Raw genomic sequence first — 20,835 nt, forward strand, 5'->3', positions numbered from 1 at the left:
GAGATATTTCTAATCCTGGGGAATACCCCCCCCGGCCCCCCCTTGGTAATGGGGGGAGAGAGGGATCATTTTTTTCGGTTGGTACTTTCAGCCGATAGCCAAATCCGTAGACAGTATCAATTAAATTTGTACTAATTCCGGCCGCTTTGAGCTTCTGGCGCAAACCCTTGATTTGGGTGGAAACCGCATCTTCTTGAGGAAATTCGCCACTGGGCCAGATGTGATCTAGGATGGCACTCCGGCTGAATATCCGCCGGGGATTTCGCAGGAAAAGCTCTAATATGCCGTACTCTTTCGGGGTCAGGTGTAAAAGATTTCCTTGATAAGTCACTTGGTAAGCATCTGGGTGTAGTTGAAGATTTTCCCAGGTCAACACCGTTTTTAAGGTAGAATTGCCCCGTCGCAATAAGGCCTGAATCCGAGCAATTAATTCTGATAGTTCGTAGGGCTTGGTCAGATAATCATCGGCTCCGGCCTCTAAACCCCTAACCCTGTCGGTAATGTTTTCCTTTGCACTTAATAGTAAAATCGGTATTTGTAAGCCGAGCGATCGCAATTGGCGACAAAGACTAATTCCATCCAGATTAGGAAGAATAATATCCAACAGGAGTAGATCGTAGTGAATGGCTTGCACCAGTTCTAAACCCATACTACCATCCGCCACTGTCTCAACAGTGTAGTGATAGGTCGTGAGTTCTTGTGCTAGGATCTTAGCTGTCGTCTGATCATCTTCTACTAGCAGAATTTTCATGAACTGACTCCTTTTTTTCCCTCAATGAGCCTCAAAGTTTACAATTGATTGAAAACCAAAGTTTTTTGTTTAGCATTATTAACTTTAATCACGCTACTGTAATGACTCAGGTGGGTGGCTGTTTCTAATGATTTACCTAGAATAATATCATAATTTGGTATTTATTGATAACAATATCAGCAATAACAGTAGATTTATCTGGAGCGAATGTGCTTAACTAAAGTATCAGAGCAACAAGGGCAATTAGGAATCAGCATTTTATGATCTTTTCACTCCTTAAAATAGAGAATCGGAATTTGCATAGGTTGTTTTTATGAAGAACTATAACAATCCTAAATAGGTGCTATAGGAAATTCCTATACTTTAAAGATTAGGATAGAAAGTTGAGGAAACTTTGAGGGAAATTTTTTTTTGAGTTTTCTCTAAAACGTTTCAACCCCAAAACCCATTACTGATCACGGATTAAACGGATTACACGGATTACAAGGATTACACCCTATTGAATCACCTTAATTCTCTAAGAGGGGATGAAGAGGACTAAGTGGATTAAGTGGACTAAATCCGTGAAATCCGTGAAATCCTCTTAAATCCGTGATCCCCATTACCCATTACTTTGGGTTTCCGTGTTCCAGCCGAGAGCGTTGGCGATTTGGGGAACTAGAGTCATAGAATTAAAAGGTTTAGCGATCGCACCCTTGACTCCGAGCTCCTGAAACTTTTGCGGTTCAGTCAAACTCTTTCTGGCGGTTAAAAATACCACTGGGATGGACTGAGTGACGGAATTAGCTTGTAGCTTTTTCAATAGAACCAAACCATCCATTTCTGGCATCATTAGATCGAGTAGGATGGCATCAGGTTGCTCAGAAACTGCTTTAGATAAACCTTCTTGACCGGAAGCTGCCAATAACACATTCCAACCCCCTAGTGATTCCAGACAAGCTTTCACAATTTGTCGGACGTGGGTTTCGTCATCAATAAATAAAATTCGTTTAGTCTTAATATCCATTATGGTAATCATGTTTGCTACACTCCCTGCTATAGCCACAAAAGCCATCAGGTTCAACTGAATTCAGCCTAGTGAAATCATTACGGCATAAATGTAAAACAACAAATTGAGGAAATGCGGGGGGTAAATTAACAGTTATAGAATCCAATAAGATATCCAGCGATTGAAATCGTGGCTACACAAACGAAGTCCGCCTGCGCGGACTATTAACCTTCTTTAATCAAGAGTTTGTTCTTCGATTAACCTCCTTTGATCAAGGGGTTTTAAACCCGCGCAGGCGGGTTTTGTTTGTGTAGCAACGGTTTCAACCGATGGATCACTATTAACTATTAACTATTAACTATTAACCTCTTTTGATCAAGGGTTTTGTTTGTGTAGCAACGGTTTCAACCGATGGATCACCTCACCTACCATCCCAGGGTGGAAGCAACTTGCTCCGCCAATGTCAAAGGGTCAAAGGGTTTAGAAATCACTCCAGCAACACCGATTTTCGCAAATTGGTCTAAGTCAGTGGACTGTACCTTAGCAGTGAACAAAATCACAGGAATTGCTTGAGTTGCTAAATCTGTTTGTAATACACCGAACAGCGTGAGTCCGTCCATGTCGGGCATCATTACATCTAATAAGATGGCATCTAGCTGTTGAGTTTGGGCAATCTTAAGTCCTTCTCTGGCGGATAAAGCGGTTAGTGTTTCCCAACCTCCTAAGTGTTCCAGACAAGCCTGAATCACGGTACAGAGATTGATATAGAAACCCGTGCATTATTAGAGTATCTCTGTCAGCAGTCAGGCAAAATATACAACACGGGAATTTATTTTGCTCGTCAAACGTTTTTTAAGACAGGGAAATTACTAACAGGAAAGTTTGATTTAGCTTTTGAACCATCGGTAGCCAAGTCTTTATTGGCACAATCAATGCCATCAACACCGATGCAGCAGACCCTAATGTCTGTGACGGAATCCTTTAAATCTTTTAAGAATTTAAAGGATTTGTATATCAAAGGTCAATTGCATTTCCGACCTAAACCTCCTGGTTATTTAAAAAGTTCAAAGTTGTTTAAAGTTGCCTATCCCAATTCGGGAGGACAAAGACCAAAACTGATTGATGGTCAACTTAGATTCGCGCTCGGAACAACAGTCAAAAGATGGTTTGGGGTATCTGAATTTTTCTTGCCCATGCCATCAAACCTTGATTATTCCAAGGTTAAAGAATTTACTATTCTTCCTAAGAACGGTGCTTTTTATCTGGAAATGTCCTACGAAGCAGAGAAACAACACCATGAATTAGATATTAACCAAGCCTTGTCAATTGACCTGGGAACTGCTGATAATTTAGCAGCTTGTGTTGATACCTTGGGAAATTCCTTTTTGATTGATGCTAGAGATTTGAAAGCTAAGAATCAACTTTGGAATAAAAAAGTATCAACACGCAAAGAAGGTAAATCTCAAGGATATTGGGATAATTGGTTAGACCGTGTAACTCGTAAGCGAAATCACCAAATGCGTGACGGGATTAACAAAGCAGCCAAACTGATGATTAACCATTGTCTGAAATATGGCATTGGAACTTTAGTAATGGGTTGGAATGAAGGTTTTAAAATTAATGCTAATTTAGGTAATTTGAATAATCAAAAGTTTGTTCAAATGCCTTTGGGTAAATTAAAATCCCGTGTAAAACAACTTTGTGATTTGCACGGGATTAAATTTGTTGAAACCGAAGAAGCCTATACTTCAAAAGCTAGTTTCTTAGATGGAGACTCCCTGCCCAAATACGGTGAAAAACTGATGGGGTGGAAAGCATCTGGAAATAGAATTAAGCGTGGTCTTTATCGGACATCTGATGGTTTTGTTGTTAATGCTGATCTAAATGGGGCAGCAAATATCCTCAGAAAAGTATCGGGAAGATTGGGTATAATGCTCAATCAACTCAGTAGACGATATGCGGCAGTCGTAGCGAGAATTAAGTTAAACTAATTCTGTCCGCAGAATCTCAGCGTCTTCAGACCTGAGAGTGTCAACAATCACCAGAATGCGTTTTTCTGGCATCAGCAGTATTTGTAGTTAAAGGTATACAACTAAAATAGCATTTATAGCGGGGCTAATCGAGAAGTTTTGGCAAGGTAAAATAGAAGCTACTGCCTTCTCCGACAATGCTTTCCACCCAGAGTTTGCCCCCGTGTTGTTGGACGATACTTTTGGAGATAGCCAAACCCAAACCCGTCCCTCCTTTTTGCCGGGAATCTGAGGCATCCACCTGTTGAAATCGTCCAAAAATCGCTTCTAATTTATCAGCCGGAATACCTCGTCCTTGGTCTTTGACTTCAAATAAAATCTGGTCAGCTTGGTCTTGGATACTCAGGTTAACTGTAGTCCCTGGGGGCGAAAATTTAATCGCATTACTAACCAGATTAACTAGAGTTTGAATAATCCGATCATGATCTACAAAAACTTGAACAGAAGTTGGTTCAACCAATAGCAATATCTGACTTTCTTCGGCCAAAGATTGCACGGTTTCAACAGACTGCTCCATGAGTGTCACCAGATCACACCATTGCTTGACTAAATTGACTTTCTGTGAATCTAGGCGCTCTAAATCGAGAATGTCATTGACTAAACGCACTAAGCGTTCAGTATCGTGAACAGCAATATCTAACATCCTTTGAGCCGATTCCGGTTGGTTTTTGAAGACCCCCGCAGCAAGTAATCCTAGAGAGCCGCGAATTGAGGTCATCGGTGTTCGCAGTTCGTGACTGACAATGGAGATAAACTCACTTTTCATGGTTTCAATGGCTCGACGTTCCGTGATATCCTCGACTGTTCCGACGTGACCGATTAGTTGGTTGCTAGTTTTAGATAGGGGAGATATTCTCATCTGAGCGAAATGAAGGGTTCTGTCTTGATGGAGATAGCGAACCTCCGCCGAGAATTCCCGTTGCGAGGATCGGGTTTGTGACCATTCCTCGATTAGCCCCTCTCGATCTTCTGGGTGAACGAACTGTAACCAACCCTCTCCCAAGGCTTGGTCAAAGGTGTAGCCACAGATAGCCTGACATCGGGGATTGGTATAAGTACAGCGTCCCTGGGCATCCATGCGGAAGATACCGACGGGAGAGTTCTCACTTAAAGAGCGAAATTCGGCTTCACTTTGTTGTAAGGCAGTTTGAGAGCTTAAGAGTGCGTGAGTTCGTTGTTGAACTCGAATTTCTAACTCCTGATTCAGTTGCTGTAAATTGGCTTCAGCTTGTTTGCGTTCTGTAATATCTCGCTGCACTGCTACCCAATTGGTATAGCAGCCTTTTTCATCGGCAACGGGTACAATACTGAGTTCTACCCAGAAAGGGGAGCCATCTTTACGATAATTGATCAGGTCAACTTGCAGGGGTTGCCAGTTTTGCAGGGCTGTGTGAAGTCGAGCTAAAACTGTCTTGTCTGTTTTTTCGCCTTGTAAAATTCGTGGGGTTTTACCTAAAACTTCTTCTAGGGTGTAGCCCGTCATGCGGGTAAAAGCAGGATTGACGTAAATAATCCGAGGGCTAATCAGATCGATTTCGGTAATTACGATGGAATCATTAGTGGAGATGACAACGGATTCTAACAGGCGGAGTTGGGCTTCTCTGGCTTTGCGATCGCTAATTTCTACCACAGTCCCCAGCATCCGCACCGGATTACCATCGCTGTCATAGAAAAATTTGCCCTTGGCCTCAATCCAATGGATACTACCATCAGGCCAAACTACTCGGAATTGATGCTGATAATCCTGTCTTTCCAGGCGTGCTTGCTCTACGGCTAAAAGAATTGCTGCTCGGTCTTCTGGATAAATACAAGATTCAAACGTTTCAAAAGTGCCATCAAAGCTTCCAGGTTCCAACCCAAATATTTTTTCATGATCGCTTGACCAAATCATCTGATTCGTCAGCAAATCAAAATCCCAAATTCCCATTTTTACTGCTGACAAAGCTAAGGTTAATTGTTGATTAACTTTGGCAAGTTCATCGGCTTTGCGTAACACAATTCCGACAATCGCACTTCTGAGTTCTAAAGCTATGTCAATTTCACATTGCTGCCAAGGTAAAGACTTAAATCTAACTGTTTCTTGCCACAAATCAAAGGATTTACGCGGGGTTAGACGCTGATTTCCATTCTGTTCAACTTCAACGGGCTTATTCGGATTACCTGCCCAGTTTACCGTTTGAATAACTTCAGGACGAAACCACAAAACATAATGCTTTTGTATATTATCTATAGGTAGCACCAGCACCCCACTACCAACTTGTTTAAATTTCTCAGCGACTGGATATAGTTTGGGTAAAGAATCTGTATAAAAAATATCTTGCTTAATTGTTTTTGTGAACCAATTTATTAATTCTTGAATATCAGCTAATTCAGGAGTTTGACCAATCAGGGTTAAATTTTCATCAGTAAAAATGGCTGCTCCTTGAGCACCTACTAAGTCTAATAAGTTAGTTTTCTCCTTGAGTAAACCGTCTAAAAAACTATCTTCTTGGGAAATCGCTTCGACAAACTTAGACTGAATTGAGTTTAATTTTATTCGATAATCTAAGGTTTCATTGTCTTCTTTATAAGTCAGTTTTAAAGCCATGACTTTTCCTAAAAGTTCGCAAGCAGTACGGATTTCGTAGGGAATATATTTCGGTGACTGATGATGACAAGCAATTAATCCCCAGAGTTGTTGATTCCGAATTAACGAAATTGTCATTGTAGCTCCAACGCCCATATCCATAGTTTTGAGATACTCAATATGTATGGGAGAAACACTTCTTAAAACACTAAAACTGAGATCAATGGGCTGGTTTGTAACTGGATTATTAACAGGAATTAGTTCTACGGGTTGGTAATTTATATCAGGAATTAACCTAAGTAAATTTAGCTTATATAATTCCCTTGCTTGCCGGGGAATATCTGAAGCTGGATAGTGTAAACCCAGATAAGGAACCAATCTTTCTAACTTATCTTCAGCGATGACCATCCCCGATTCTTCTGCGTCAAATTGATAGATCATCACTCGGTCAAATCCTGTCAGTTTCCGCACTTCTTTGACAATTACTTGACATAGTTCATTCAAAGTGAAGGTTTTTTGAATTTTGGCAATCGGTGTTTGAACTAAATGATATAGACTCCAAAAATCACTAAATTCTTTTGAGGTAACTGGTTCTAATTCCATAATTAGCAATCCATTAGAACGATGAAAAATACCATCAAAAAAAAGTTTTTCTTTTTGAGTATTAATAGATAATTTGAGCGGATTAATTGTTCCCAGTTCTTCAGCTAATTTTTGCTTGATTTGCTCAATTAGTCGTGGTTTGATAATTTTCTTTAATTTCTTTCCTAAAATTTCTTGCGGGTGAATACCGAGAATTTGAAAAATATTATTGCTAACTTGTAATATTTCTAGCTGAGGTTCTTGCAAAACAAAAAGAATTCCGTGACTCTGAATCAATCCGGGGATGTGAATTGGTTCTCGATCACAGTTAGTTAAATCTACTGTTTGTGGGAATGGAGGATTTGTTTGATTCATGTTCGGATTCTGGCTTGGGAAATTAGCGATCGCAACTTGCTGAAGTGCTACTTATACTATCGGTAGATGTTGATAGAATAAATTTTATTCTTCTAATATAACAGGTTCTATGGGGAAATTATAACTGTGTAATATTTTCAGGACTTACGCAAATTTGGGGATGTAACCCTAAATGTAGGGGTAATTCATGAATTACCCCTACATTTGATAGCGGTGATGCGTAAGTTCTGATTTTATTTGTTAAGTGGTTACTGGAGAGAATTGTGAACAAGACTTTATTAATTGCTGGAACTGATACTAATGTTGGTAAAACCCTATTGAAAACGGCGTTAATTTCCTATTGGTAAACCTATTATTCTTCTCGAAATTTAGGGGGTTTTAAACCGATGTAAACGGGAATTGGAGAAGGGAAAAATAGTCGATTTAAAGTTAGTTTAGTCGCAGTTATGTCAGTTACAACGGAGTCGGGATTTTGTATTAATAGAAGGGTTCGGTGTGCGTTAGGTGCGATCGCCCAGGCGGTGGCTAATGTGGCTTTAGCTCGACAAAGGGGGGGTATTTTTGAAAGGTTAGAACACGGAATTATTTGATCGAGAGGGTCAGCAACTATAATAAAAAATTGAACTTAGGTTTCTAAAACACAAAGATCAGTCAAAATCAACCTCAATTGATGAGGTCGGATGAGATTGAAGATCAGAAACCTCAGTCCAACTTTAAAATTCCCTCTGTTGCTAGTGAAATCGTGACTAGAAAACTGTTAACTGTTCAAGACTAAGGGTTGATTGCGAGGGTTTACTACTCCCTACCCGTGCTCATCACCGTGTTACGATGGCGACAGAGAGAGAATAGTGGAAGAAGAAGGAAGATAAAATACATGGAAGAGATCATTAAGTCGATATCCTTTGATGGAAGGGATATTCGACTCAAAATAGGTTTACTTGCGCCACAGGCAGGTGGAGCCGTATTAATCGAGTCTGGAGATACATCAGTTCTAGTGACTGCGACTCGCGCCGAAGGTAGACCCGGATTGGACTTTCTGCCCTTGTTGGTGGACTATGAGGAGCGACTGTACGCGGGGGGAAGAATTCCAGGGGGATTCTTACGCCGGGAAGGTCGTCCACCCGATCGCGTTACCTTAACCAGTCGTTTGATTGACCGTCCCTTACGTCCTCTGATTCCCCATTGGTTGCGGGATGATATTCAGGTTGTGGCCACAACCCTGTCGATGGATGAACAAGTACCCCCGGATGTTTTAGCGGTGACGGGTGCTTCTGTAGCGGTGATCTTGGCAAGAATTCCCTTTTTTGGCCCGATGGCTGCGGTACGAGTTGGGTTAGTCGGAGATGACTTTATTATCAATCCGACTTACCGGGAAGTCAAAAATGGGGATTTGGATTTAGTCGTGGCGGGTTCCCCTGATGGCGTGGTGATGGTGGAAGCGGGTGCGAACCAACTACCGGAACAGGATATTATCGAAGCGATCGACTTTGGTTATGAAGCGGTTTGTGATTTAATCAAGGCCCAAGAGGAATTAATGCGGGACTTGGGAATTGAAATTAAACCACAGGAGCCACCAGAGGGAAATCTAGGGTTAATCCAGTTTGTCCGCGATCGCGTCACTCTCCCGGTTAAACAGGTTCTTAAACAACATGATCTGGATAAAACCGCCCGGGATGCCAACCTAGATAAAATCAAGGCAAGTGAGGTGATTGCTCCGATTGAAGCTCTAGCCACAGATGATCCACTCCGGGTGGCGGTGGCTGAGGATTCTAAGTTGGTGAGTCAGATTTTCAAGGACATCACCAAAACCTTGATGCGTCAGCAAATTGTTGAAGATAGCGTGCGGGTGGATGGTCGTAGCTTGGATCAGGTGCGTCCGGTATCTTGTAAGGTCAGTTGTTTACCGAAACGGGTACATGGTAGCGGTTTGTTTAATCGCGGTTTAACTCAAGTGTTGTCAATTGCCACTTTAGGGACGCCCGGAGATGCTCAGGATTTGGATGACTTGCATCCCCAGGAAGAAAAACGCTATATGCACCACTACAATTTTCCCCCTTATTCGGTCGGGGAAACTAAACCCATGCGATCGCCTGGACGTCGGGAAATTGGTCATGGAGCTTTAGCGGAACGGGCCTTAGTTCCGGTATTACCTTCTAAGGATCAGTTTCCCTATGTGATTCGGGTGGTTTCAGAGGTCTTATCTTCTAACGGTTCAACTTCTATGGGTTCGGTCTGTGGCTCGACTCTGGCGTTGATGGATGCCGGGGTGCCGATTTCTAAACCCGTGAGTGGGGCGGCGATGGGATTAATTAAAGAAGGGGAAGAAGTTCGGATTCTCACTGATATCCAAGGAATCGAGGACTTTTTAGGAGATATGGATTTCAAGGTGGCGGGGACAGATACCGGAGTCACTGCCCTACAAATGGATATGAAAATCACCGGGTTGCCGATGAAGACGGTGGCGGATGCCATTCATCAAGCTAAACCAGCCCGACTGCATATCCTAGAAAAAATGTTGGAGGTAATTGGCAAACCTCGTTCGGATTTGTCTCCCTACGCTCCTCGGTTATTAACCTTAAAAATCGATCCCGATTTGATTGGTTTGGTGATTGGGCCTGGAGGGAAAACCATTAAGGGGATTACCGAAGAAACCGGAGTCAAAATTGATATTGATGATGATGGTACGGTGACAATTGCTTCCACCGATAGCGAAAATGCGGCTCGCGCCTATCAAATCATTCAAGGCATGACTCGCAAACTGAATACCGGGGATGTGTATGTGGGCCGAATTACTCGGATTATCCCGATTGGGGCATTTGTGGAATTACTTCCTGGTAAGGAAGGGATGATTCATATTTCCCAGTTAGCAGATTATCGGGTTCCTCGGGTTGAGGATGAAGTCTCCGTCGGGGATGAAGTGATTGTCAAAGTTCGGGAAATTGACAGCAAAGGTCGGATTAATCTTACCCGTCTGAATATTCACCCCGATGAAGCTGCGGCTGCACGGGCGGCAGGGGCGAAATAGGTTAGGGGGAATGGGTAATGGATCTGTGTTTTTATCCTAGACTAGATCCCCCTAAATTCCCCTGAAAAAGCAGCATATTTTACAAAATTGGGGATTCGATTTGACTCTCCAATTAATTCCTCAAATTGAACCTGATGTACAAGAAATTGACACTCCCACCCCTACGCTACGCTAAAGGGGTGGGATTCTCGTATCTAGCCCAATCAAATAAAGACAGGTAATTATATTGATTTTTTTGATTATTAACAATAGAATCATGAACACGGATGGAAAAACGTGCTAAATAATCTTCGCTTAATTGTCCAATCGCTTTTGCTATTACTGAATTAGTTATTATTGAAATTATGATTCAAATTGAAGATAAACCCCAAATTCAATCTCTCTCCCTAGAGGAATTTTTAACCCAACCGGAAACCAAACCCGCCCAAGAATATATTAACGGAGTTGTTTATCAAAAACCTATGCCTAAAGGAAAACATAGTCGCCTTCAAAAATGTCTGATTGATTCTATTAGCCAAGTCGCTGAAACTCAACAGTTAGCCTGTGCTTTCCCTGAATTACGCTGTAGTTTTGGCGGGCGTTCTATTATTCCTGATATTGTTGTATTAGAATGGCAAAATATCCCCCTAGATGCACAAGGGGAAATCGCTAATGATGTTAATATTTACCCAGATTGGAAAATTGAAATCCTATCCCCAGACCAAAATACAACCCGTGTGATTAATAATATTTTATTCTGTTTAAAACATCAAACACAATTAGGTTGGTTAATTGACCCCCAGGAAAGATTAGTATTAGTATTTAAACCTAAACAACAACCCGAAGTATTTGAAGGAGAACAAATTTTACCAGTTTTAGATATATTAAAAGATTACCAATTATCGGTTAATAAATTATTCAGTTGGTTAACTTTTTCAGTCAAGAAGTAACCACAAAGGCACAAAGACACTAAGAAATAGATAGGGGGTGATAAAGTTCCTGGGTTTTGCTTATGACCCCGATAGAGAATCTGCGAGGTGTTTTTTTAGGGTGGCGACGGGTAAGGGGCCTTGCAGATGTTCCCAAGGTAAGACTTGATCTAAATCCCAATTTTGGTTAACATAATATTCCATAGTCGGTAATTTTCCCCGTAATTCTTTGAAGGCGCGACGATAACTTCCTAGAGATTCTCCATAGTTTCTAACTAATTCTAATAGATGGGAAAGACGGCGATCGCCCCTAGAAAGTAGCGCTTGAATTACTGACCATTTATAACTTTCTGGTCTAAAATCTATCCCATTTGATTTTAACTGTTTTTCTAATAATTTTAGTCTTTTTTCGGCATCGGGATTCACCCCAAACCATTGAAACGGAGTATGGGATTTGGGCACAAAGGTACTACAACCCAAGGTTAATCTAAAGCCTGGGGCAGATTTTTTTAAGGCTTTCATTAGGTCTACGGTGGCTTGTACATCCTCTAATTCTTCCCCTGGTATCCCCACCATCCCATAGATTTTCATACCCTGTAAACCGCCATTTTTAGCGTTAATAATTGCTTGCAGAATTTCCTCGTTTTCTAATTTTTTATTAATAATTTTTCGCAGGCGATCGCTACCACTTTCAACGGCAATTGTCAAGGTGCGAGTCTCTCTTTTTGCTAAGGTTTTTGCTAGTTTTTCGGTAACGGTATTTGTTCTAACTGAAGCAATACTTAACCGCACATCATCATATTTCGGTTGGGTTAAATAGTTCAATAATTGATCAAATTCGGGATGTTGTGTTACCGACGCCCCTAATAAACCTAAGCGCCTTGTTACTTGTAGTCCCTTTTCAATTGCTGGAATTAATGAGGCTTCTAAACTAGCAGTTCTAAAGGGTAAAGTTAAATAACTGGCTAAACAAAAACGGCACATTTCAGGACAACTACGAACCACTTCTACCATATAAATATTCTCCCAAGCGGCTTTTTCTGTTACGACCGTTGAAGCGGATAGAATATTGCTTCGATAGGTTTGTTTTTGAACTTGGGAAGGAATACTAGAATCTAGGGGTTTAATCTCTTGAATTTCACCGTCTAAACTGTGATAAGATACTTGATATAAACTGGGAATATAAATTCCAGGGATTTGTGCTAAATGTCTTAATTGAGTTGGGCGAGATTCATGACGCACCTGTTGATAAGCATCTATAAAATTGCCTAATAAATTTTCCCCATCACCGAGTAAAATAATATCAAAAAAATCGGCAAATGGTTCTGGGTTGGCAGTTAATACCGGGCCACCTCCAAAAATTAAGGGGTATTTTTCGGTTCTTTGAATTGAACGTAAAGGAATATTTAAGAATTCTAAACGCTCAAAAATATTGACATAATCAAGTTCCCAAGAAAAGGAAAAACCCACCAGTTCAGGATGTTGGGGTAAAGGTTCGTGTAAATCGGTAAATAGACGACTGACTTCTACACCTGAACGCATCGCTAAAGTTGCCCAAACCAGTTGATAACCTAAACTGGTAATCCCAACGGTATATTCATTTGGAAAGGCAAAAATAATTGGAATAGCATCTAAATTAGAGGGTGTCGGAGTAAAAAGTAAACGTTCAGCATCAAAGACAGAATCAGTCATCAGTTATCAGTCATCAGTCATCAGTTAACAGTTAACAGTTTAAGAGTTAACAGTTAACAGTTTAATATTCAACAGTTGAGTTGTTGGCTATTAACTGTTAACTGATAACTGATTAGACATCGTTCTTAGAAGGAAGAACCTATACCAACATAGGAACCATAGAAAAACAAACCAACTACCACTAAAACGCCAGTTCCGGCAACAGTGGCGACTAACCACAAAGGAAGTCTACCTGATTGCAACACAGTTATTACCTCGTTAATTCAAAGTTTAATTGACAAGGGATTTTAGATTTTGGATATGAGATTTAGGATAAATATTTTGTAAAAAAATACGTTTCCGATTGGCAAGATCCAAAATTGTTAAATCGAGAAAAAATCCAGTTAGTTAAAGAAATAACTGGAGAACAAAATACCCACAACAAAAACCAACAGCAAACCTAAATAGAGTGAAGTTCTGTTCAACTCCACAGGTTGGCGATTAGGATTATTACTGCGATCCATAGTTAGTCTCCTATCGTTGAATAAATTGCATAGCCGCGATCGCACCTAAGAAAAAAACCGTAGGTACTGCTAAAGTATGAATTGCTAACCAACGAACACTAAAAATCGGATAACTTATGGGTTCATTGGAACTGCCACCCGTTGCCATTTTATTAAACTCCTATGTCAACTATTTACTTGAAAAGTCGCTAATTTGTTTTTTGCTATTCAGGCGATCGCTTACAATCGGAAGTTCCTGCCGTTGTTGAGTAAAATACTCATCGGGGCGAGGAGTGCCAAAGGTATCGTAAGCCAGACCCGTGCTGATAAATAGCCAACCCGCAACAAATAAAGCCGGAATAGTAATACTGTGAATTACCCAATACCGGATACTGGTAATAATATCCCCAAAAGGACGCTCTCCAGTTGTACCTGACATCGTTAAATCTCCTCAAGGAAAAGTTAAATACTCAAATCTAATGATACGGGAGCAGGGAATGTGGAACAAGCCTACTCCATAGATTTCCTCAGAATCGGTTTAAGCCGTTTGTGGGGTAGAACCCTGATAACGGAGTAAAGCACCCCGTTGACCCAGGACATAACCCTGTTCCGAGTCCAGGAACTTGATTTTGTAAAGGTTAGAAGGGACGTTTTGCACTTCCACGTCTTTTTGCCAAGTTTTACCCCCGTCCAAACTACAGAGGAGGTTTCCACTGCCACCACTAACCCAAATTTCTTCAGGAGTGCGATAGGCCAAATCCAAAAATCCCCAACTGGTTGAATATTCAGGGTTAATGGGTTCACCCCACTCAGTAGCATTTTCCGGGTCAGTAAATCGCAATTCACCCCCACGAGCAATCATCCAGAGGCGGCCATTCTGACCAAAACCAATTTTCTCTAATCGCTTAGAACTAAAACGATTATGGGGTTCCCAGGCTTGAGATCCGGGTTCCCAAGTCGAGTAAAAATTGCCCTTCGCCGAAACGCTAATATAGCGACCCTCCTCAGAGCGAGATAAATTTCTGACAAAACCCACCGCATCTTCAACCAGGGCTGTCCAACTTTTCCCGCCGTCTTCGGTTTGGTAAATTGCGCCCAAATCCGTAGTCATTTCAGCACTATTGGGACTCAGAGCTTCAATACTATAGGGAGATCCAGGTAACTTAGCATTCAGAAGAATCCGATCCCAAGTTTGACCTTCATTGGTCGTGTGCAGCAGAATCGAGGGAAGTCCTACAATCCACCCCTCAGCACCGTTAAAGCTGATGGAGTTGAAGCGAACCTTTTCCTCACCTAAATCCAGTTGTTTCACATCCCAATGGTCACCGCCATCAGTTGTTTCCAGTAGCGTAGCGTCACTCCCCACAACCCAACCCCGTTGGGGATTAGTTCCGGTAAAGGCAATATCAGCTAAATCGGCTTGGGTTCCCGTAGAAACCACTTCCCAGGGATTGTAACTGAGTTGGGGTAAGTAGCGACAGCTAACACAGATAAGAGCAACTGTCAATACTATAACGATTTTTTGCAAAAATTTAACAATGTGCATCAGATTCAAAGAAATTTGAACTCCCTCAACTTAAGCCATACAAACTCATAAAAAACAAAAATCCTAGGGCCAAGGCCCCAAAAATTAGAAGATTCTTCTGTTCAGCAGTCAAGGTATTGACCCCCAAACCAAAGCCTCTATTTTCCTCAAACCCCGATGGGTTTTCCTGAGAACCAATATTGATAAACTGGCTTGAAGGCGCACCACAAACCGGACAACGCCATTTTTTGGGCAGATCGGTAAAGGCTGTTCCCGCAGAAACCTTAGAACTCCCTTTCGTCGGCTCATAGACATAGCCACAAGCCCTACACTCATGGCGATCAAGGACTGTAACTTCAGTGGCCGGATCACTCATAACTTCAACACCGGATGAGTTTGGGATTATTAAAATAACTATTAAATAATATTACAAAATTTGAGCAAATCACGGAAACTTTCTGAGTTGGGAAGCCCTGTCTAAGTTTAAATTTAAGAATCCCCGTGAGATCGAAGATTAAGGGTGGGAGTATGTCAAAATGTAAAAAATCAGTTACAAACCCAGAACGGTCAGTAATTTATTGTGTTTGTTCTTAGTGGCTACGAATACTTTTTAGGCTTCCTAATCTTATGCAGCCTAGTTCCCATCCTGGCTTTGACAGCTTCCAAGGTTTTAGGGCCTAAAAGCCGTCGTGGTGTCCGTCATACCACCTACGAGTCAGGAAACGAACCCATTGGAGGAGCATGGATTCAATTCAACATCCGATACTATATGTTCGCCTTGGTGTTTGTCATTTTCGACGTTGAAACCGTGTTTCTCTACCCTTGGGCCGTTGTCTTCCATAATTTGGGACTCTTGGCTTTTATTGAAGCCTTAATTTTTATTTCAATTCTTGTCATTGCACTGGTTTACGCATGGCGTAAAGGTGCTTTGGAATGGTCATAGACAGTGATAGTGATACAACCATGACTCAAAACGTTTCACCCGACATGGAAAAAATTATTAATCCGGTTGAGCGACCCCAAGTGACTCAGGAACTCTCGGAAAACTTGATCCTGACCACGGTAGATGATCTTTACAACTGGGCAAAGCTCTCTAGCCTATGGCCACTGTTGTACGGGACAGCCTGTTGTTTTATTGAATTTGCAGGTTTAATTGGTTCTCGGTTTGACTTTGACCGTTTTGGTCTGGTTCCCCGATCTAGCCCTCGACAGGCGGATTTACTGATTACCGCCGGAACTATTACCATGAAATACGCCCCGATTTTGGTGCGTCTGTACGACCAAATGCCCGAACCTAAGTATGTGATTGCTATGGGGGCTTGTACGGTTACCGGAGGGATGTTTAGTATGGACTCCCCCACGGCGGTGCGGGGCGTGGATAAATTAATTCCTGTGGATGTTTATATTCCAGGGTGCCCCCCCCGTCCTGAAGCGATTATTGATGCGGTGATCAAACTGCGGAAAAAAGTAGCCAATGATTCCCTACAGGAGCGGGCCAATCTCCAACAAACCCACCGTTATTACACCCGCCCCCACAATCTGAAACCGGTGGAACCGATTTTAACAGGTCAATATTTGATGACACAATCCCGTCAGGTTCCCCCCAAGGAATTAACCGAAGCCATGGGTGGGGCAGTTCCCCCCGCTTTAATGGCTGAACCTGCCCAGGAGGAAAAACGTGGATAATCCTGAAGCCCCCTTAGTCGAAGTCGGGAAAGTTTCCCAGTGGTTGAGTGAAAATGGTTTTGAGCAAGAATCCCTGGGCCCTAATGCCATGGGGGTAGAAATGATTAAAGTTGATCGAGACTACTTGATTCCCCTTGCCACTGCCCTGTATGCTTATGGTTTTAACTGCTTACGTTGTCAATGTGCTTATGATGCTGGCCCTGGAGATGCCCTCGTCAGCGTTTATCATTTAGTTAAGATTGATGATGATGTGGAACAACCGCAGGAAATCTGCGTCAAGGTCTTTGTCCCACGGGGTGACCCTAGAGTCCCTTCAGTCTACTGGATATGGAAAGCAGCCGATTTTCAGGAGCGAGAATCCTACGATATGTATGGTATCGTCTACGAAGGTCATCCTAATCTGAAACGGATTTTAATGCCTGAAGATTGGGTGGGTTGGCCTTTAAGAAAAGATTATATCTCTCCTGATTTCCATGAGTTGCAAGATGCCTATTAATGGCAACCCGTAATTCAATCTGGCGATCAAAATTGCCAGATATCTAGGAAGTCTGATATAGTTGCCTACGATAATGTAGAATTCATATCTTGCTTGGACTGGATACACCCTAGTGATTCCGATTAAGGGTTGTAGTTGAAGGTTGAGCAAGGAGTTCTGCCCTAAGTCAAACGGAATCAGTCTAAGTTTTCGATGCGTTTCGCAATTCACTCTGGTGGAGGAGTCAAATCGTGAGTACACTCAACGGTAAAACATTTAATGATATTAATCGCAACGGCATCTTTGATGCTGGAGACGCGGCACTTCCGGGTGTCACAGTCTTTTTAGATAGCAACGGCAATGGTTTACCCGACACTGCTGAAAAGATTGCTGCCACTGACGTTAACGGTCTTTATTCGTTTCCTAATCTCGCTGCGGGAAGTTACCTAGTTGCATCAACGGTTTCCCCTGGTTTGACCCGGACAACTCCATTATCGGCTGTTCCCCTGACGGGAGCCCCTGCTGAGGTAGCTACATTTAATATTGTAAATACGGCGGCAGTTGTTATCCCTCCTATTGTTCCGTCTTTGACTGGCAACATTAATGGGGCTGTCTTTGTAGATAACAATCTACAGGGTCTCTACAACTACGCCTATGACGATAAGGGCAATCTTGTTACCTATAACAACACCAACACCCGCGACGTTGATGGTAACCTTGTTGTCAATCCCAATGGGTTTTCCCCTCAGAGTCAGGTATACGATCCCTTAGTGGATGCCACGTTACCCAGGGTTCCAGTCTACATTGACCTCAATAACGATGGTTTCCTGAATGCTAACGAACCCAGAACCTTGAGCAATGAAGCTGGGTTCTATAACTTTAATGCTTTACCTGCTGGCTCCTACCTGTTGAGAATTGCTCAAACTGCTGATAAGGTAGATGGAGCTCTCTCGATTCTGGGTGATTTACAAACAACCAATACTCCCTTAGTTGTTGATGTCTTTGCTGGCTCAACTATCAACAAAGCGGATCTGGGACTTGTGGTTCCCAATAGTGTTTACGGTAAAGTCATTAATGACCGAAATGGTAATGGCGTTCCAGAAGCCAACGAACCCGGAATTAACGGCATTACTGTCTTTCTTGACTCTAACGGAAATAATGTCTTTGACTTGGGCGAAAAGTCTACGGTCAGTGGTATTGATGGGGCCTATATTATCAAAGGCTTAAATACCAACGTTGGTCAGGAATCTAACGCCACCTTGGCTCAAAACCCCTATCTCGCCTACCAACTTTTAACTGATCCTCTGTCTGTCGCCAAGACCTTCCCGGTGACTTCACTTCCCCCAACCACCGCTTACGTTAGAACGTCACCGTCGCCCGGAGCCACCATTAATGCTCCTGTGATTCCAGGCGGTTCGGCTCAGGCCAACTTCCTGTATACTTTTGCTCAGACACCGACAGCGGTGCTGCGTGATAGCATTACTGGATTTGTTTTCAATGATTTAAACTCGGATGGGATTGTGCAACCGGGTGAACCCAACAAAGCCGGAGTCCAAGTCTATCTTGACTTCAACAACAACGGCAAACGGGATAATGATACTTCTTTGGTTGAGCCGGCTTCTGTTACCGATGCGTCCGGTTCCTTTGGCTTCTTTAACCTGACCACCCCGGGCGACTACATTGTACGGACAACAGGGAATTTCCCGACCACTGCAATTCCTAATGTCATCTTAGGCTCGGGTCAAGCAGCCCAACTGGCTATCGGTGTGTCTGGTGTTCAACCGAAGCCCGCTATTAACCCTAACGCTTTGGTTCCCGTTCCTGGAGTCCAAGTTGTTGCCCAAAACGCCTTCTTTCCTAACACTGGATTCCCAGTCGTTTAAATTTAGTGATTGATTGATACATCAATCTGTTTAATTAATTTTCATCCTGGGGAAGCACTAATCTTTAGAATTAGCTTCTTCTCTAGGGTGATATTTTTTGGCAAGGCAAATTCTTTTGAAAGAAGAACTCTAGGAATTTTGTATCCAGGTACTCAGATTTTCTCTACTACTGCTGATTAATTTGAAGTAGGCTAAATTAAGTGGAGTTTAACTTAAAATAATTTGTCTCAAGTTTTGACAACTTCAAAATTTCCCGCCCGCACTTTTAAGCTGAACAATGGTTTAACGGTGATTCATCAGCAAATGACCGCCACTCCGGTTGTGGTTGTGGATGTCTGGGTTAGGGCGGGTGCTATTTATGAGCCGGATATGTGGTCAGGGATGGCGCACTTTCTGGAACACATGATTTTTAAAGGCACAGATTGGATTGGGCCGGGGATGTTTGATCATGTGATTGAAAGTTGCGGGGGTGTCGCCAATGCTGCTACCAGTCACGACTATGCTCATTTTTATATTACAACCGCCGTTCAATATTTAGAGGAAACCTTAAACGCCTTGGGAGAGTTATTGCTCCATGCAAGTATTCCCGATGGTGAGTTTAATCGAGAACGGGATGTGGTTTTAGAAGAAATTCGTCAGGCTCAAGATGATCCCGATTGGCTGAGTTTCCAGATATTAATGGAAACTGTATATGAACGTCACCCCTACAGTCGTTCGGTTTTGGGAACAAAAGCGAAATTAATGGAGCGAGCGCCCCATGAAATGCGACGGTTTCATCGATGTCGCTACCAACCGGAAAATATGGCTGTGGTGATTATTGGAGATGTAGAAGAACAACAAGCTCTGGATATGATTAGTCAGGCTTTTAGTAACTTTTTACCCCCAACTACTTACACCCATCTTTATGAAGTGGTGCAACCTCAAATTCGGGGAATTCATCGTCGGGAACTGCGTTTACCTTATGTTGAAGAAGCCCGTTTAACCTTAGCTTGGACGGGGCCAGGAGTGGAACAATTAAGACAAGCCTATGGACTCGATTTGCTTTCTTCGGTGGTTGCTTCGGGAAGAACCTCTCGATTAGTCCAAAAACTGCGGGAGAAATTGCAACTTGTCCATGATATTTGTAGTGACTTTTCCTTACAACAAGAGTCTAGTTTGTTTACGATTAGTGCTTTATTAGAACCTAAAAATTTAGAGAAAGTAGAAGCCCTGATTTGTGAAGAAGTTAATCAGTTAATGAACCAGCCAATTTCAGAACCAGAATTAAGGAGAAGTCAAAGGTTTCTCTGTAATGACTATGCCTTTTCAACGGAAACCCCAGGACAATTAGCGGGGCTATATGGATATTATTTTACTGTCGCAGAACCGGAGATATCGGTAACTTATCCGGCTCAAATACAATCCTTTGAACCTTTAGAATTGCAAGCTATTTTGAAGGAATTGCTAAACTTAGAAAATTATGCGGTGATGGTGGTTCAACCCTAGGATTTAAAGATTAACATATTGATTCTGTTGATCCTTAAATCCTAATTGGGTTTACCACTTTAACAGATTAAATTCTTCCATGTCTATGGTATCCCGGTTGCGATAAATAGCCAGAACAATGGCTAAACCTACAGCCGCTTCCGCCGCAGCTACGGTAATCACAAAAACAGTGAAGACTTGACCCCTAATATTGGCGGAATCTAAGAAGTTAGAAAATGCCATGAGGTTCAAGTTGACCGCATTCAATAATAATTCAATCGACATCAAAACTCGAACGGCATTACGACTGGTAATTAATCCATAGATTCCAATACAAAAAAGAGCCGCTGCTATTAACAAAAAATACTCCAGTTGTAATTGCATAAATCTCTATTGTTCTCCA

Annotated in this window: 21 protein-coding genes; 9 read left to right on the forward strand and 12 right to left on the reverse strand. The window is 42.1% G+C overall.

What is annotated here, in order from left to right; translation table 11 throughout:
• From AC559H_RS14945 to AC559H_RS14955, 3 genes are all read right to left on the reverse strand, one after another.
• On the reverse strand, positions 1 to 751 hold a 751-nt coding region (locus AC559H_RS14945), incomplete at its 3' end, for a response regulator transcription factor (protein ID WP_158442207.1).
• 601 nt (positions 752 to 1,352) lie between these two features.
• Positions 1,353 to 1,769 carry a response regulator gene (locus AC559H_RS14950; protein ID WP_237745595.1) on the reverse strand — a complete coding sequence of 139 codons (417 nt, stop codon included), beginning with the start codon at positions 1,767 to 1,769 and terminating at the stop codon, positions 1,353 to 1,355.
• A 395-nt stretch (positions 1,770 to 2,164) separates the two neighbouring features.
• Positions 2,165 to 2,488 carry a response regulator gene (locus AC559H_RS14955; RefSeq protein ID WP_347375197.1) on the reverse strand — a complete coding sequence of 108 codons (324 nt, stop codon included), beginning with the start codon at positions 2,486 to 2,488 and terminating at the stop codon, positions 2,165 to 2,167.
• On the opposite strand from AC559H_RS14955, the gene AC559H_RS14960 reads away from it, so the two are divergent.
• Positions 2,465 to 3,730 carry an RNA-guided endonuclease InsQ/TnpB family protein gene (locus tag AC559H_RS14960; protein ID WP_237746368.1) on the forward strand — a complete coding sequence of 422 codons (1,266 nt, stop codon included), beginning with the start codon at positions 2,465 to 2,467 and terminating at the stop codon, positions 3,728 to 3,730. The genes AC559H_RS14955 and AC559H_RS14960 overlap by 24 nt on opposite strands.
• 124 nt (positions 3,731 to 3,854) lie before the next feature.
• Here AC559H_RS14960 and AC559H_RS14965 read toward each other — a convergent pair whose 3' ends face one another.
• The gene (locus AC559H_RS14965; RefSeq protein ID WP_026795891.1) at positions 3,855 to 7,292 is read right to left on the reverse strand and encodes a PAS domain S-box protein; all 3,438 of its coding nucleotides are present in this window, start codon (positions 7,290 to 7,292) and stop codon (positions 3,855 to 3,857) included.
• A gap of 446 nt (positions 7,293 to 7,738) precedes the next feature.
• Between AC559H_RS14965 and AC559H_RS14970 the strand changes: the two genes are divergently transcribed.
• From AC559H_RS14970 to AC559H_RS14980, 3 genes are all read left to right on the forward strand, one after another.
• Positions 7,739 to 7,882 (forward strand): hypothetical protein, encoded by a 144-nt coding sequence (locus tag AC559H_RS14970; protein ID WP_158295758.1) that lies wholly within the window; start codon positions 7,739 to 7,741, stop codon positions 7,880 to 7,882.
• Between the two features lie 284 nt (positions 7,883 to 8,166).
• Complete coding sequence (locus tag AC559H_RS14975; RefSeq protein WP_026785480.1) at positions 8,167 to 10,317, forward strand: polyribonucleotide nucleotidyltransferase; 2,151 nt, start codon at positions 8,167 to 8,169, stop codon at positions 10,315 to 10,317.
• Between the two features lie 344 nt (positions 10,318 to 10,661).
• On the forward strand, positions 10,662 to 11,246 hold the full coding sequence (locus AC559H_RS14980; protein WP_036833789.1) for a Uma2 family endonuclease: 585 nt from the start codon (positions 10,662 to 10,664) through the stop codon (positions 11,244 to 11,246).
• Positions 11,247 to 11,306: 60 nt separating this feature from the next.
• Here AC559H_RS14980 and AC559H_RS14985 read toward each other — a convergent pair whose 3' ends face one another.
• From AC559H_RS14985 to AC559H_RS15015, 7 genes are all read right to left on the reverse strand, one after another.
• On the reverse strand, positions 11,307 to 12,917 hold the full coding sequence (locus tag AC559H_RS14985) for a B12-binding domain-containing radical SAM protein (protein ID WP_026795892.1): 1,611 nt from the start codon (positions 12,915 to 12,917) through the stop codon (positions 11,307 to 11,309).
• Between the two features lie 125 nt (positions 12,918 to 13,042).
• A complete protein-coding gene (locus AC559H_RS14990; RefSeq protein WP_071782612.1) occupies positions 13,043 to 13,162 on the reverse strand; it encodes a photosystem II reaction center protein J in 120 nt (39 codons plus the stop codon).
• A gap of 138 nt (positions 13,163 to 13,300) precedes the next feature.
• Positions 13,301 to 13,420: a photosystem II reaction center protein PsbL gene (gene psbL / locus AC559H_RS14995; RefSeq protein WP_071782613.1), complete on the reverse strand. Its 120-nt coding sequence runs from the start codon at positions 13,418 to 13,420 to the stop codon at positions 13,301 to 13,303.
• A 10-nt stretch (positions 13,421 to 13,430) separates the two neighbouring features.
• On the reverse strand, positions 13,431 to 13,568 hold the full coding sequence (psbF, locus tag AC559H_RS15000; RefSeq protein WP_026785477.1) for a cytochrome b559 subunit beta: 138 nt from the start codon (positions 13,566 to 13,568) through the stop codon (positions 13,431 to 13,433).
• Between the two features lie 21 nt (positions 13,569 to 13,589).
• Positions 13,590 to 13,838 carry a cytochrome b559 subunit alpha gene (gene psbE, locus AC559H_RS15005; RefSeq protein ID WP_026785476.1) on the reverse strand — a complete coding sequence of 83 codons (249 nt, stop codon included), beginning with the start codon at positions 13,836 to 13,838 and terminating at the stop codon, positions 13,590 to 13,592.
• A 99-nt stretch (positions 13,839 to 13,937) separates the two neighbouring features.
• Positions 13,938 to 14,945 (reverse strand): photosynthesis system II assembly factor Ycf48, encoded by a 1,008-nt coding sequence (locus AC559H_RS15010; RefSeq protein ID WP_026785475.1) that lies wholly within the window; start codon positions 14,943 to 14,945, stop codon positions 13,938 to 13,940.
• A gap of 25 nt (positions 14,946 to 14,970) precedes the next feature.
• Positions 14,971 to 15,300, reverse strand: coding sequence for a rubredoxin (locus tag AC559H_RS15015; RefSeq protein WP_026795893.1), 330 nt, complete (start codon positions 15,298 to 15,300; stop codon positions 14,971 to 14,973).
• Positions 15,301 to 15,504: 204 nt separating this feature from the next.
• On the opposite strand from AC559H_RS15015, the gene ndhC reads away from it, so the two are divergent.
• The 5 genes from ndhC to AC559H_RS15040 all read left to right on the forward strand — a co-directional run bounded on the left by ndhC (position 15,505) and on the right by AC559H_RS15040 (position 20,453).
• Positions 15,505 to 15,867, forward strand: a complete 363-nt coding sequence (gene ndhC, locus AC559H_RS15020; protein ID WP_026785473.1) for a photosynthetic/respiratory NAD(P)H-quinone oxidoreductase subunit C — start codon at positions 15,505 to 15,507, stop codon at positions 15,865 to 15,867.
• A gap of 20 nt (positions 15,868 to 15,887) precedes the next feature.
• Positions 15,888 to 16,610 (forward strand): NADH dehydrogenase subunit K, encoded by a 723-nt coding sequence (locus tag AC559H_RS15025; protein WP_201799603.1) that lies wholly within the window; start codon positions 15,888 to 15,890, stop codon positions 16,608 to 16,610.
• Positions 16,603 to 17,106 (forward strand): NAD(P)H-quinone oxidoreductase subunit J, encoded by a 504-nt coding sequence (locus AC559H_RS15030; RefSeq protein ID WP_026795895.1) that lies wholly within the window; start codon positions 16,603 to 16,605, stop codon positions 17,104 to 17,106. The genes AC559H_RS15025 and AC559H_RS15030 overlap by 8 nt, the downstream gene beginning before the upstream one ends.
• A 230-nt stretch (positions 17,107 to 17,336) precedes the next feature.
• A complete protein-coding gene (locus AC559H_RS15035; protein WP_026795896.1) occupies positions 17,337 to 18,968 on the forward strand; it encodes an SdrD B-like domain-containing protein in 1,632 nt (543 codons plus the stop codon).
• A 222-nt stretch (positions 18,969 to 19,190) separates the two neighbouring features.
• A complete protein-coding gene (locus AC559H_RS15040) occupies positions 19,191 to 20,453 on the forward strand; it encodes a M16 family metallopeptidase (protein ID WP_026795897.1) in 1,263 nt (420 codons plus the stop codon).
• A gap of 51 nt (positions 20,454 to 20,504) precedes the next feature.
• On the opposite strand, the gene nuoK is transcribed toward AC559H_RS15040, so the two are convergent.
• Complete coding sequence (nuoK, locus tag AC559H_RS15045; RefSeq protein ID WP_026785468.1) at positions 20,505 to 20,816, reverse strand: NADH-quinone oxidoreductase subunit NuoK; 312 nt, start codon at positions 20,814 to 20,816, stop codon at positions 20,505 to 20,507.
• Positions 20,817 to 20,835: the final 19 nt, after the last annotated feature.

The organism is Planktothrix prolifica NIVA-CYA 540, assembly GCF_963864145.1.
Classification (GTDB): domain Bacteria; phylum Cyanobacteriota; class Cyanobacteriia; order Cyanobacteriales; family Microcoleaceae; genus Planktothrix; species Planktothrix agardhii.